This window comes from Micromonospora sp. L5 (genome assembly GCF_000177655.2).
Classification (GTDB): domain Bacteria; phylum Actinomycetota; class Actinomycetes; order Mycobacteriales; family Micromonosporaceae; genus Micromonospora; species Micromonospora aurantiaca.
In genome coordinates, this window is record NC_014815.1 from 6533025 (window position 1) to 6548033 (window position 15009).

Sequence of the window (15009 nt, forward strand, 5' to 3'; positions counted from 1 at the left end):
CCATCAGATACCGAGTTCGGAGTCGATGAGGTCGAACAGGTCGTCGTCGCTGGCCAGTTCGAGGTCGAGGTCGGGATCGCCGCCCGAGCCGGCGCGCATCGTCCGCCACTTGGCGATCAGCACCTCCAGGCGGGACCCGATCTGGTCGTGCAGCTCCGGTTCCACAGTGGCCTCGGTCAGCGAGCGCTCCAGGTTCTCCAGGTCCGCGAGGACCGGCGGGACCGCCGGTCCGGTGTCCGGCGCCAGCTCGGACACCAGGTACGTGGCCAGCTCGTTCGGGTCCGGGTAGTCGAAGATCAGCGTGGCCGGCAGGCGCAGGCCGGTGGCCGTGGTCAGCCGGTTGCGCAGCTCGACGGCGGTCAGCGAGTCGAAGCCGATCTGACTGAACGCCCGGCCCGGGGCCACCGCCGCCCGGCTGCCGTGCCCGAGCACGCTCGCCGCCTGCTCGCGTACCAGGTCGACCACCAGGGTGTGGCGCTCAGGCCCGTCCAGCGCCGCCAGCTGGTCGGCGAGCGTACGCCCGCCGCCGGTCGGGGTGGCCGCCCGCGCGGTCGGCCGTTCCCGGCGCAGCAGCCCACGCAGCAGCGCCGGTGGCCGCTCGACCCGCTCGCCGAGCGCGGCGACGTCGATCCTCGTCGGCACCAGCACCGGCTCGGCCAGCCGCAGGCCCGCGTCGAACAGGGCCATCCCCAGCTCGGACGGGATGGCGAGCTGCGCGTCGCGGGCGGTGATCCGGGGATCGGTGCGGTCCAGCTTGGCGGTCATCTCACTGGCCTGCTCCCACAGCCCCCAGGCGAACGACCGGCCCGGCAGCCCCTCGGCGTGGCGGGCCAGGGCGAGCGCGTCGAGGAAGGCGTTCGCCGCGGCGTAGTTCGCCTGACCGGGTACGCCGAAGACGCCGGCGCCGGAGGAGAAGAGCACGAACCCGGCGAGGTCGAGGTGACGGGTGAGCTCGTGGAGGTGCCACGCGGCGTCGAGCTTCGGCGCGAAGACCGTGTCGACGCGCTGCGGGGTGAGGGCGGTGACCACCCCGTCGTCGAGCACCCCGGCGAGGTGCACGACGGCGGTCAGCGGGTGCCGGTCCGGTACCGCCGCCAGCACCCCGGCGAGGTCGTCCCGGTCGGACACGTCGGCTGCCACCACCGTGGCCTCGGCACCCAGGGCCCGCAGCTCGTCGACCGCCTCGGCCGCACCGGGGGCCCGCTCGCCGCGGCGGCTGACCAGCAGCAGCCGCCGGACGCCGTGCGTCTCGACCAGCCGCCGGGCGACCAGCCGGCCCAGGGTTCCGGTACCTCCGGTCAGCAGCACCGTGCCGGCGGGATCCCACTCCCGGGGCATGGTGAGCACCACCTTGCCGACGTGCCGGGCCTGGCTGACGTGCCGGAACGCCTCCGGTGCCTGGCGGACGTCCCACACCTGGGTGGGCAGCGGGGTGAGTACCCCGCGTTCGAAGAGCTCCAGCAGCACGACGAGCATGCGCTGCACCTCGTCGGGCTCCTCCAAGGTCAGGTCGAAGGCGGTGTAGGCCACCCCCGGGTGGTCGGCGGCGACGCGGTCGGCGTCGCGGATGTCGGTCTTGCCCATCTCGACGAACCGCCCGCCGCGCGGCAGCAGCCGCAGCGAGGCGTCGACGAACTCGCGGGCCAGCGAGTCCAGGACGACGTCGACACCCCGGCCGCCGGTGGCGGCGGCGAAGCGGGTCTCGAAGTCGAGGGTCCGGGACGAGGCCAGGTGTTCGTCGTCGAGACCGAGCGCGCGCAGGGCGCCCCACTTGGCGGGACTGGCGGTGGCGTACACCTCGGCCCCGAGGTGGCGGGCGAGCTGCACGGCGGCCATGCCGACGCCACCGGCCGCCGCGTGCACCAGCACCGACTCGCCGCGGGTGAGCCCGGCCAGGTTGACCAGCCCGTGGTAGGCGGTCAGGAAGACCACCGGCACGGAGGCGGCCTCCACATACGACCAGCCGACCGGCATCGGGGCCAGCAGGCGGCGGTCGGTGACCGCGACGGGCCCGAAGCAGCCCACGAAGACCCCGAACACGTGGTCGCCGGGCCGCAGGTCGGTCACCTCGGCGCCCACCTCGACGACCTCGCCGGCGCCCTCGCCGCCGAGCGGTCCCGCGTCGCCAGGGTAGAGGCCGAGTGCGTTGAGCACGTCGCGGAAGTTGAGGCCGGCGGCGCGGACGCGTACCCGGACCTCGCGGGGGCCGAGCGCGGCGTCGGCGGCGTCGGTGGCGACCAGAGTGAGGTTCTCCAGGCTGCCCCGCACCGGCGCGTCCAGCCGCCACGCGGCGGCGGGTGGTGCGGGCAGCTCACCGGCCGACCCGGCCCGCGCCAACCGCGGCACGTACGCCGCGCCGACCCGGATCGCGGCCTGCGGCTCGTCCGCCGCCAGCAGGGCGGCCACCTCATCGGGGCCGATCCCGTCGTGGTCGACGTCGACGACGACGATCTGGCCCGGGTTCTCCGACTGGGCGGAGCGCACCAGACCCCACGCCGCCGCGGCGGCCGGGTCGGTCACCTCGCCGGCGTGGTGCACGGCCACCGCGCCTCGGGTCACCAGCAGCAGCCGCGACGCCGCCCAGCGGGGCTCGGTGAGCCAACGCCGGACCAGGTCGAGGGCCTGTACGGCGGCATGGCGTGCCGCGCGGGCGGCGGGCTGCGCGGGGTCCGCGTCGAGCGGCACGAGCACCGCCGCGGGCAGAGCCAGTCCCGCGTCCACGGCGTCGGCGAGCCCGTCCAACCCATGGTGCAGCGGGAACCCGTCCAGGCCGGGGGCGACGGTCACGGCGTCGACCGGAGTGGCCGACTCGACGGGCGGCAGCGGCGTCCAGTCGACGCGGAACAGGGCGTCGCGGGTGGCGCGGTCGTCGGCGACGGCCAGCTCGGTGGCGGAGATCGGGCGCATCGTCAGGGCGGCCACCTCGGCCACCGGGGCGCCGGTCGGATCGGCGACGGTCAGCGCGATGGCGTGCGGCCCGACCCGGTTCAGCCGTACCCGCAGGGCGGTCGCCCCGGTGGCGTGCAGGCTCACGCCGCTCCAGGCGAACGGCAGCAGGAGCTGGCCGGCCCCGGCCCCGGCGAGCCCGCCGAAGTGCGCGGCGTGCAGGGCGGCGTCGAGCAGGGCGGGATGCAGGCCGTACCGGTCGGCGTCGACCCGCTGGGCCGCCGGCAGCTCCACCTCGGCGTAGACCTCATCGCCGCTGGTCCACACCGCGCGCAGGCCCTGGAACGCCGGGCCGTACTCGTACCCGTCGGCTTCCAGGCCGGCGTAGAAGCCGGTCAGGTCCACGGGCCGGGTGTCGGGCGGCGGCCAGACGGTGAGCTGCGGAGACACCGCGGGCTGATCGGCGCGGAGGGTGGCGCTGGCGTGCCGGGTCCACGGCTGTCCCGCCGGCGCGTCGGCGGGCCGGGAGTGCACGGTCACCGGGCGGCGTCCGTCGCCGGCGCCCGCGCCGACCACCACCTGCACCTGCGTCGCTCCGCCGGCGGGCAGGGTCAGCGGCGCCTCGATGACCATCTCGTCGAGGAACGGGTGGCCGACCTCGTCGCCGGCGCGCAGGCAGAACTCCACCAGGCCGGTGCCGGGCACCAGCACGCTGCCGGTGACCCGGTGATCGGCCAGCCACGGCTGCGCGTCGGCCGACAGCCGCCCGGTGAACAGGTGGCCCCTCGTCTCGGCCAGCACGACCGACGCGCCGAGCAGCGGATGACCGGCGGTGTCCAGACCGGCGGCGCCGACGTCGCCGGGGCCGGAGATCGGCCGGGGCCAGTAGCGGCGGTGGGCGAACGCGTAGGTGGGCAGGTCGACGCGCCGGCCGCCGGCCAGTGCGGGCCGCCAGTCCACCGCGACCCCGGACACGTGGAGCTGGGCCAGGGAGAGCAGGAACCGCTCAAGGCCGCCCTGGTCGCGTTGCACCGAGCCGACCACCACGGCATCGCCGTCGTGGTCGGCGAGGGTCTCCTCGACGCCGACGGTGAGCACCGGGTGCGGGCTGCACTCGACGTACGCGTCGTGGCCCTCGGCGGCCAGCGAGCGGATCGCCCGTTCCAGCTCGACGGGCCGGCGCAGGTTGCGGTACCAGTAGTCGGGCCCCATCTCCTCGCCGTCGAGCCAGCGCAGGTCGGTGGTGGAGAACAGCGGCACGGCGGCCGGACCGGGGGTGATGCCGGCCAGCACCTCGGCCAGCTCGTCGCGGATGCGTTCCACCTGGGCGGAGTGGGAGGCGTAGTCGACGGCGATCCGACGCACCCGGGTCTGCTCGCCGGCCAACTCGGCGAGCAGCTCCTCGACCGCCTCCGGCTCGCCGGACACCACGACGGCGGCCGGCCCGTTCACGGCGGCGACCGAGATCCGCTCGCCGAAACGGGCGATCCGGTCGCGGACCGTGTCGGCGGGCAGCGCGACGGAGGCCATCGCCCCGTGCCCGGCCAGAGCCCGCAGCGCGCGGCTGCGCAGCGCCACCACCCGGGCCGCGTCGGGCAGGGACAGCACCCCCGCGACGCAGGCGGCGGCGATCTCGCCCTGGGAGTGGCCGACCACGGCGGCCGGCTGCACACCGTACGAGCGCCACAGCTCGGCCAGCGACACCATCATCGCGAACAGGGCGGGCTGCACCACGTCGACCTCGTCGAGGCCGGGCGCGCCGGGCGCCTGGCGCAGCACGTCCACCAGCGACCAGTCCAGGTACGGCCGCAGCGCCGCGTCGCAGGCCGCCATGCGTTCGGCGAACACGGGGGCCTGGTCGAGCAGGTCCAACCCCATGCCGAGCCACTGGGAGCCCTGCCCGGGGAAGACGAAGACGCACCGGCCGGCGGGCCGCGCCTCGCCGCGCGTGACCGCCGGGTCGGGCCGGCCCTCGACGAGCGCGTCGAGGGCGTCGGCGACCCGCTGCGCGGACGCGGCCACCAGCACCGCTCGGGAGTCGAAGGTGCCCCGGCTGGTGGCCAGCGACCACGCCACGTCGAGGGGCCGCTGGTCGGGCCGGGCGGCGAGGTGCTCCCGCAGCCGCCGCGCCTGGCCGGCGAGCGCCTGCGGGGTACGCGCCGACAGCAGCCACGGCAGCGCGCGCTCCTGCGGCGGCTCGGATCCGGCGGCCTCCGGCGGCGCCTCGGCGACCGACTCGACGATCACGTGGGCGTTGGTGCCGCTGATGCCGAACGACGAGACGCCGGCGCGCACCGGCCGGTCCGCCGCCGGCCACGGGCGGGCCTCGGTGAGCAGCTGCACCGCTCCCGAGTCCCAGTCGATCCGCGAGCTGCGGCGCTCGGCGTGCAGGGTGCGCGGCAGGACGCCGTGACGCATCGCCATGACCATCTTGAGCACGCCGGCGACGCCGGCCGCGGCCTGGGTGTGCCCGAGGTTGGACTTGACCGAGCCGAGCAGCACCGGCGGTGCGCCGGGCGGACGCTGCCCGTACGTGGCGAGGATCGCCTCGGCCTCGATGGGGTCGCCGAGCGACGTGCCGGTGCCGTGGGCCTCCACCACGTCCACCTCGGCGGCGGTCAGCCCGGCGGCGGCGAGCGCGGCCTTGATGACCCGTTCCTGCGACGGCCCGTTCGGGGCGGTCAGCCCGTTGGACGCGCCGTCGGAGTTGACCGCCGAGCCGCGTACGACGGCCAGGACCGGGTGGCCCCGGCGGCGGGCGTCGGAGAGCCGCTCGACCACCAGCATCCCCACGCCCTCGGACATGCCGAAGCCGTCGGCGTCCTCGGCGAACGCCTTGCACCGCCCGTCGGCGGCGAGGCCCCGCTGGCGGCTGAAACCGGTCAGCCCGGCCGGGGTGGCCATCACGGACACGCCACCGGCCAGGGCCAGGTCGCAGTCGCCCTGGCGCAGCGCCTGCACGGCCAGGTGCAGCGCCACCAGGGAGGCGGAGCAGGCGGTGTCCACGGTGATGGCTGGTCCCTCCAGCCCGAGCGCGTAGGCGACCCGGCCGGAGAGGACGCTGCCGGCGGTGCCGGTGAGCAGGTGCCCCTCGTCGGCGGTGACCTCGCCGTCGTCGGAGACGACGCCGGGGGCGACCCGGCCGGCGTAGTCCTGCCCGTGGGTGCCGGCGAAGACACCGGTCCGGCTGCCCCGCAGGGTGGCCGGGTCGATGCCGCCGCGCTCCAGCGCCTCCCAGGAGGTCTCCAGCAGCAGCCGGTGTTGCGGGTCCATGGCGAGGGCCTCGCGGGGGCTGATGCCGAAGAACTCGGCGTCGAAGTCGGCGATGCCGGTGAGGAACCCGCCGGAACGCACGTACGACCGGCCGGGCGTGCCGGGCACCGGGTCGTAGAGGTCGGCCAGCGGCCAGCCCCGGTCGTCGGGCAGATCGCCGATGACGTCGGCGCCCGCGTCGAGCAGCCGCCACAGCTCCTCCGGGGAGCCGATACCGCCAGGGAAACGGCAGGCCATCGCGACGACGGCGACCGGCTCGTCCAGGGCGACGGTGCTCGCGTCGGTGACCCCGGTGGCCGCGGTGCCGAGCAGCCGGGCGTGCAGGTGCGCGGCGAGCAGCTCGGGAGTGGGGTGGTTGAACACTGCGTGCGGGGCGAGCCGGACGCCGGTGACGGCGGTGAGCCGGTTGCTCAGCTCCACGGCCATCAGCGAGTCGAAGCCGAGGTCCTTGAACGGGCGGCGCGGCTCGACCTGCTCGGGGCCGGCGTGCCCGACCACTGTGGCGCACCGGGTACGGACGAGGTCCAGCAGCAGCTCGGCGCGCTCGGGCTCGGCGAGTTCGGCCAGCCGGTCGGCGAAGCCCTTAGCGGCGGCGGGCGCGGAGGCGGCGTTGACCGCCCGGCGGGGCGGCGGGGGCAGCAGTGCCCGCAGCAGGGCGGGCACCTCGCCGGAGGTCCGTACGGCAGCCAGGTCGAGCCCGATCGGCACGAGCGCCGGCCGGTCCACGTCCAGGGCGGCGTCGAACAGCGCCAGTCCGGCAGCCGTGTCGAGGGGGCGGGTGCCGCCGCGGGCGAGCCGGGCCAGGTCGGCCGGGCTGAGCCGGCCCGCCATCCCGTCCCGGGCGGCCCACAGCCCCCAGGCCAGGGCGCTGCCCGGCAGGCCCTGGGCACGGCGGTGCGCGGCGAGCGCGTCGAGGAACGCGTTGCCGGCGGCGTAGTTGCCCTGGCCGGGGCTGCCGAAGGTGGCGGCGGCCGAGGAGAAGAGCACGAACGCGGCCAGGTCGAGGCCGGCGGTGAGTTCGTGCAGGTGCCAGGCACCGTGCACCTTGGAACGCAGAGCCCGTGCCCAGCGGGCGGGGTCGAGGTCGGTGATCAGGGCGTCATCGGTGGCCCCGGCTGCGTGCACGACGGCGACGAGCCGGCCGGCCAGTGGGGCGATCACCTCGGCGAGCGCCGCCCGGTCGGCGACGTCGGCCGCGACCACCCGGACTGTGACGCCGGCGTCGGTCAGCGCTGTCGTCCAGTCGCCGGACCGGCCGCTGCGGCTGACGAGCACCAGTTCGGTGACGCCGTGCGCAGTGGCGAGGTGGGTGGCGACCTGCCGGCCGATCCCGCCGGTGCCGCCGGTGACGAGTACGGTGCCACCGGCCAGGGCCGCCCGCGGCGTACCGGCCGGGGTCTGCGCCACGGGGCGGAGGCGGGGCAGCAGCGCACGCCCGTCGCGGACGGCCACCTCGGGTTCGTCCTCGGCGGCGGCCAGCGCCGAGCGGATGGCGGCGTCGTCGGTGGTGTCGAGGCTGAGCAGGAGGAAGCGGTCGGGTTGCTCGGCCTGGGCGACGCGGAGCAGCCCGGCCACCGGGGCGTGCACCGGGTCGCCGTCGCGCAGGGCGAGGGCCAGGCGGGTGGTCTCCGCGCGAGGGTCGGCCAGCCAGGTCTGGAGGACGCCCAGCACGGCGAGGCTCACGGCGTGCGCCCGGTCGGGCACCGGCCGGCCCGGCTCGCCGTCGCCGACCCGCAGCACGAGCAGCGGCGGCAACGGCCCGTCCGGGGGCGTGTCGTCGGCGATCGTCCAGGAGGGCGCCGGGGTCGCCGGGAACGCCGCGGGCAGCCAGTCGACGACATACAGTCCGGCGGGGGTGGCCGCCGTCGTCGGCGGGCCGGCGGGCGGCAGGTCCACCGCCCGCAGCACCACCCGGTCGGCATCGAGCACGGGCCTGCCCGCGTCGTCGACGGCGCTCAGCGTCACCGCGTCCGCCCCGCCGGGGGCCAGGCAGACACGCAGCGCGTGCGCTCCGACGGCGTGGCGGCGCACGCCCGCCCACTCGGTGGGCAGCAGCCGAGCGGTGGGCCCGGCGTCGGCGACGGGCGCGAAGTCGGCGAGCGGGAGCAGGCGCAGCGCCGCCTCCAGCACCAGCGGGTGCACGCCGTACCGCTCGGCGTCCGGGTCGCGGGCGTCCTCCGGCAGGCGTACGTCGACGAAGAGCCGGTCGGCGGTGACCCAGGCGCCCCGGACCAGCTCCCCGGCCAGCGCGCGGTGCTGTGGTGCGCTCAGATCCACCGGCCGGGCCCCGGTGGGCGGCCAGACGGGGGCGAAGGCACCCCGACCGCTCCCCGGGTCGACGGGCGCGAGCACGGCCTCGGCGACCGCACGCCAGGGCAGCCCCTCGCCGGCCCGGACGTGGCAGTGCGCCACCCGGTGTCCGTGCCCGTCCGGCGCGCCGACACCGATCTGCACGTCGAGGGTCGCCTCGGTGGGCAGCGGCACCGGCTCGGGGACGTGCAGCCGCCGCACGCTCGGGGCGCCGAGCTGGTCGCCGAGGTGGGCGAACATGTCCAGCAGGGCGGAGGCGGGCAGCAGCGGGGCCGTGCCGTCGCCGGGTGCGGCCAGCCACGGTGAGGTGGCCGTTGACACCTGCCCGGTGCAGACCACCTGCGCGGTGCCGGCGACCGCCAGCAGCCCGCCGAGCAGCGGGTGCCCGACGTCGGCCAGCCCGGCGCCGCCGGGACCGCCGACACCGGTGGGAGCGGGCAGCCAGTAGTGCCGGCGCTGGAAGGCGTACGTGGGCAGGTCGACGCGGCGGTGCGGGCCGGGGCCGGCGAGGACGGCACGGTCCACGGCGACGCCCCGCACGTACAGCCGCGCCACGGCGGCGAGCAGCGCCTCGGCCTCCCCGGCGGTGTCCCGTACGGCGGGGACGAAGGCCAGTTCGTCGGCCTCGGCGACGAGGCAGTCCTGGGCCATGGCGGTGAGTACGCCGGCCGGGCCGATCTCCAGGAAGGTGGTGACGCCTTGCCCGTGCAGGGCCCGTACCCCGTCGTGGAAGCGGACGGTGCCCCGCACGTGCGCCACCCAGTGCTCGGGCGAGCAGAGCCGGGCCGGGTCGACGGGGTGACCGGTCAGGTTGGACACCACCGGCAGGTGCGGGGTGCGGTACGTGAGGCCGGCGGCCACCGCGCGGAACTCGTCGAGCATCGGGTCCATGCGCGGCGAGTGGAACGCGTGCGACACCCGCAGCCGGCTGGTGCGGCGCCCGGCCGCGCGCAGCGTGTCCGCGACGGCCAGCACCGCGTCGGTGTCGCCGGAGAGGACGACGCTGGTGGGGCCGTTGACGGCGGCCAGGCCCACCCGGTCGGTGAGGTACGCGGCGACCTCGGCCTCGTCGGCCTCGACGGCGACCATCGCGCCCCCGGCGGGCAGCTGCTGCATCAGCCGGGCACGGGCGGCGACCAGCGCCGCCGCGTCGGCGAGGGAGAACACCCCGGCGACGTGCGCGGCGGCCAGCTCGCCGACGGAGTGGCCGAGCACCGCATCGGGGCTCACACCCCAGGACTCCAGGAGGCGGTAGAGCGCCACCTCGAAGGCGAACAGCCCGGGCTGGGTGTACAGGGTCTCGTCGAGCAGGCCGGCCGGTTCGGTGCCCTCGGCGGCGAGGACGACGTCCGCGACGGGGTACGGGGCGTGGCCGGCCAGGCAGCGATCGAGTTCGGCGCAGGCGGCGTCGAAGGCGGTGGCGAAGACGGGGTACGCCGCGCACAGCTCGCGGCCCATCCCGGCGCGCTGGCCGCCCTGCCCGCCGAAGAGCAGGCCGAGTCGGCCGTCGACGACCCGGCCGGTCGACACGCTCGGCAGGTCCGGGTCCGGGCCGCTGCGGGCCAGCGCACCGAGCCCTGTCCGGGCGGACTCCGCGTCGCCGACCAGCACCACGGCCCGGTGTTCGAGGGCCGCGCGCGTGGTGGCGAGGGCGTGCCCGACGTCGACCGGGCCGGCGTGCGCCCCCGGCCCGTCGAACCACGCCAGCAAACGGGCCGCCTGACCACGCAGCGCCTCGTCGGAGGCCGCCGAGAGCAGCCACGGCACGGGCGGCCGGACGGTGCCGGGCGACGGCGGCCCGGCGGCGTCCTCGGCGGTGGCCGGCGGGTCGGCGGGCGCCTCGACGATGACGTGCGCGTTGGTGCCGCTGATGCCGAACGACGAGATGCCGGCTCGGCGAGGCCGGCGTACGTCGGGCCACGAGCGGGCCTCGGTGAGCACCTCGACCGCGCCGGCCGACCAGTCCACCTCGGACGTCGGGGCGTCCACGTGCAGGGTGCGCGGCAGCGTCCCGTGCCGCATGGCGAGCACCATCTTGATCACCCCGGCGGCACCGGCGGCGGCCTGGGTGTGGCCGAGGTTGGACTTCAGCGAGCCCAGCCGCAGCGGTTCCGCGTCGCCGCGTCCCACTCCGTACGTGGCGAGCAGCGCCTGGGCCTCGATGGGGTCGCCGAGCGACGTGCCGGTGCCGTGGGCCTCGACCACGTCCACGTCGGCGGCGGAGAGCCCGGCCGCCTCCAGCGCCCGGCGGATGACCCGCTCCTGGGCGGGCCCGTTGGGGGCGGTCAGCCCGTTGGACGCGCCGTCGGAGTTGACGGCGGAGCCCCGCAGCACGGCGAGGACGGGGTGCCCGTGCCGGCGGGCGTCGGAGAGCCGTTCCAGCAGCAGCACCGCGACGCCCTCGGACCAGCCGGTGCCGTCGGCGCCGTCGGCGAACGCCTTGCACCGGCCGTCCGGGGCGAGCCCGCGCTGCCGGCTGAACTCCACGAACGCCTGCGGGGTGCCCATCACCGCCACGCCGCCGGCCACGGCGAGGGAGCAGTCCCCGGCGCGCAGCGCCTGGGCCGCCAGGTGCAGCGCCACCAGCGACGAGGAGCACGCCGTGTCGACGGTGACCGCCGGCCCCTCCAGCCCCAGCGCGTAGGCGACCCGGCCGGAGACGACGCTGCCGGCGGTGCCGACGCCGAGGTAGCCCTCGGTGCCGGGCGGCGCCTGGCGCAGGTTCGCGGCGTAGTCGTGGTGCATGACGCCGGTGAAGACGCCCGTGGCGCTGCCACGCAGCGAGGTGGGGTCGATGCCGGCCCGCTCGAACAGCTCCCAGGCGGTCTCCAGCAGCAGCCGCTGCTGCGGGTCCATGGCGAGCGCCTCGCGCGGGCTGATCGCGAACAGGGTGGCGTCGAACTCCGCGGCGCCGGTGAGGAAGCCACCGACCCGGGCGTACGAGGTGCCGGGGCGGTCGGGGTCGTCGGAGAAGAGGTTCGCCAGGTCCCAGCCCCGGTCCGTGGGGAACTCCGTGAGTCCTTCCCGGCCCTGGTCGACCAGATCCCACAGCTCCTCGGGGGAGGCGACGCCGCCGGGGAGCCGGCAGGCCATGGCCACGACGACCACCGGGTCGTCCCCCGTGGACGGCACCGCCGCCGGGTCCGTCGTGGGAGCGGCCTGCGCGGCGGCACCCCGCAGGCGGGCGGCGAGGTGCCGGGCGAGGGCCTGCGGGCTGGGCCGGTCGAACGCGACAGTGGCGGAGAGCCGTACCCCGGTGGCCCGGGCCAGCCGGTCGCGCAGGGCGACCGCGGCGACCGAGGTGAAGCCGAGTTCCTTGAACGCGCGGCCGGGGCGGACCGCGGCCGGGCCGGGCAGCCCGGCGACCTGGGCGGTGGCGGTGCGGACCAGGTCGAGCAGGAGCCGGTCCCCCTCGGCGGTGGTGAGCCCGGCCAGCCGGCGGCGCAGCTCGGCGGCGTCCCGGTCGTCCGTGGCGTCGCCGGGCTCCGCGACGGGCCCACGCCAGGCCGGGTGGGCGGCGTCGACGTGGCCCGCCGGGCGGGCGAGCACGACCAGGTCGTTGCCGTCGTGGGCCACGTCGAACGCGGCGAGGTCGGCGCGCACGGCCGCCGGCACGGTGCCCGCTCCGGGTCCGGTCGCCGCCGGGACGCCGGGCAACGACCCGCCCTCGGCGGGCCCGGTCGTGCCGACGAGCCGGGCCGGATGACCGGCGGCCCGACGGCGGGCGACCAGGGCGTGCAGGGCCCCGACGGCCGAGGCGGCCCGCTCCCGGCCCGCGGCGCCCAGCAGCAGGGCGGACGGCACGAGGACGGTGAACGTCGCCCCCGGGTGCCGGCTCGCCGAGTCCAGCCTCGCGGCGAGCCGGAGCAGCCGGGCGGCGCCCTCGACGTCGGCCAGGTCGTCGCCGCACGGGCCGAGGAAGACCGCGCCGAACGCCTCGTCGCCCACCCGCTCGGCGGGCAGCACGACGGCTTCCGCACCGGTGGCGGTGAGTTCGGCGGCCAGGTCCGCCACGGCCGGGGCGGGCGTCGCGCCGGTGGACAGCAGCCGCAGCCGGCGGACGCGGTGCGCGGCGACGAGGTGCCGGGCCAGCGCGGCGCCGGTCGGTCCGTCGGCACCGGTGACCAGCACCGGGCGCTCCGGGTCGGCCACGGTCGCCGGCCGTGCCGGCGCGGTCGCCGGGGCGGGCACGAGGGCCGCGTGCCGGGCTGCCCCGCCCCGCAGGGCGACCTGCGCGGCACCGGCGTCCACGACGGCGGGCAGCAGGGCGAGCGAGCGGGCCGAAGCGTCGTGGTCGACCAGCACGATCCGGTCCGGGTATGCGGCCTGCAGGCTGCGCCCGACCGCCCAGACGGCACCGGCCGCCGGATCCGGCCCGGCCCACCCGGCGGCGTCGCCTGCCCCGGTGGCCGCGTCGCCGGACAGGCCGTGCGCGCCGGGCCGGGTCGCCCCGTCGCTGGCCGGGCCGGTCAACAGCACCAGCCGGGTGCCGGCGAAGCCGTCGTCGTCGAGCCAGCCACGCAGCCGGCCGGCGAGATCCGCCGCGTCGGCGTCGGCCGGCCCGGCCAGCAGCACCGTCACGTCGGGGGCGTCGGGGGCCGCCCGCAGGGTGACCAGGTCCCGGTGGGCACGGAACCGCTCCCCCGGCGACGCCGCGCGCAGCGGCTCCACCAGCGGCTCGCTCCCGGCGCCGACAAGCGCCCAGCGGCGGGCCGGGCCGGCGGCGTCCTGCGCGGCCGCCGGAACGGGCGCCGCCACCTGCGGTACGGCGGCCAGGTCCAGCGGTCGCCAGGCGAGCAGGCTGAGCGCCTCGTGGTGGCTGCCGTTGACCGCCCGCAGCCGCGCCGGCCCGTCGGACAGGAGCCGGCGGGTGACCTTGCCGGACGGGGTGCGGGGCACCTGCCCGATCTCGTACAGCGCTTCGGGAACCTTGTGGTAGCTGAGCCTCTCCCGGCAGGCTGCGAACCCCGCGGCGGGGTCGAAGCCCTCCGGCCCCGGCACCACGAACGCCACCGGCACCTCGCCGAGCACCTCATGCGGCCGGCCGGTCACCGCCACGTCGGCGACGCCGGGCACCGCGCGCAGCACCTCCTCCACCTCGGCCGGGTGGATCTTCTCCCCGCCCCGGATGATCAGCTCCTGGTGGCGGCCGGTGACGAAGATGTTGCCGTCGGCGTCGCGGCGGGCCAGGTCGCCGGTGCGGTACCAGCCGTCGCGCAGGGCGGCGGCGGTGACCGCCGGCAGGTTGTGGTAGCCGAGCATGACGCTCGGACCGCTGACCCAGACCTCCCCCTCGGCGCCGGTCGGCACGTCCAGACCCGTCTGCGGGCTGACCAGGCGCACCTCGACGCCAGGCACCGCGCGTCCACAGGAGCCCTCGACCCGGGGCTGCTCCGGCCGGGTGACGGCGATCGAGCCGCAGGTCTCCGTGCTGCCGTACGCGTCGAGCAGCGGCGCGTCGAAGACCTCGTCGAACGCCCGCCGCAGCGCGCCGGTGGTGATCGCCCCGCCGACCAGGCAGACCCGCAGGGCCGGGGCGCGGAAGCCGGTCTCCCGGGCGGCGGTGACCAGGTGGTGGTACATGGCCGGCACACCGGCGAGCACTGTGGCCTCGTCCTCGTCGACCGCGCGCAGCACGTCGTCGGCGGAGAAGCCGTCGATGAGCCGGGCCGTGGCCCCGACCGCCGTCACGCTGAGCACGCACCCGATGTGGGAGAGGCTGTGGAACAGCGGCAGTGGCCAGACCACCCGGTCGGCGGCGGTGAGCCCGGGGATCGGCACGTAGCAGGCGGCGACCGACCAGAGGCAGGTGCGCTGGGTGGAGAGCACACCCTTGGGCCGGCCGGTGGTGCCGGAGGTGTAGAGCATCCAGGCCACCTCGTCGAGGCCCAGGTCGTCGCGGGCGCCCACGGCCGGCTCGGTATCGACCAGGTCGCGCCAGGCGACGACCTCGTCCGGAACCGGGCTGTCCCCGGTGACCACGATCCGCAGGGCCGGCCGGGAGGTACGCAGCCGCAGCATCTGGTCGAGGTGGCGCGGGTCGGTGACCACCAGCACCGCACCGGAGTCGTCCAGCAGATGGGCCAGTTCCGCGTCGGTGCTGTGCGGGTTCACCGGCACGCCGACAGCGGCGGCCCGCGTGACGGCCAGCCAGGTCTCCACCGTCTCCACGCGGTTGCCGAGGCAGAAGGCCACCCGGTCGCCCCGGGCGACCCCGGCCGCCGCCAGGTGACCGGCCAGCCGACGGGTCCGCGCCGCCAGGTCGGCGTATCCGACCGCCCGGCGGTCGTCGCGGAATGCGACCTTGTTCCCCAACCTGGCGGCGTGCGCCTCGATCAGATCGGACAACGGCTGGATCAGGTCGCTCCGAAGCATGTCACCACATCCATCCGTCGGCGAGACTCCTCATCCGCGGCGTAGACCTCGCTCGCCGTAGCGGCCCAAGTCTTCCGAGCACCCTGCCGACGTCCTACCCCTGTCACCCCCTAAGTCGTCCCCAGTTCGGAGCGCCGATCGGGTGGTGGAGCGGGCCTGCGGGCC

The 15009-nt window shown here is 77.0% G+C and carries 1 protein-coding gene; it reads right to left on the minus strand.

Going from position 1 to position 15009, the window contains the following annotated elements:
- Positions 1-3: 3 nt before the first annotated feature.
- A complete protein-coding gene (locus ML5_RS29360; RefSeq protein WP_013477285.1) occupies positions 4-14844 on the minus strand; it encodes a type I polyketide synthase in 14841 nt (4946 codons plus the stop codon).
- Positions 14845-15009: the final 165 nt, after the last annotated feature.

Coding starts and splice junctions, on each gene's coding strand:
- ML5_RS29360 (WP_013477285.1), bottom strand. CDS start 14,844: ATGCTTCGGAGCGACCTGATCCAGCCGTTGTCCGATCTGATCGAGGCG.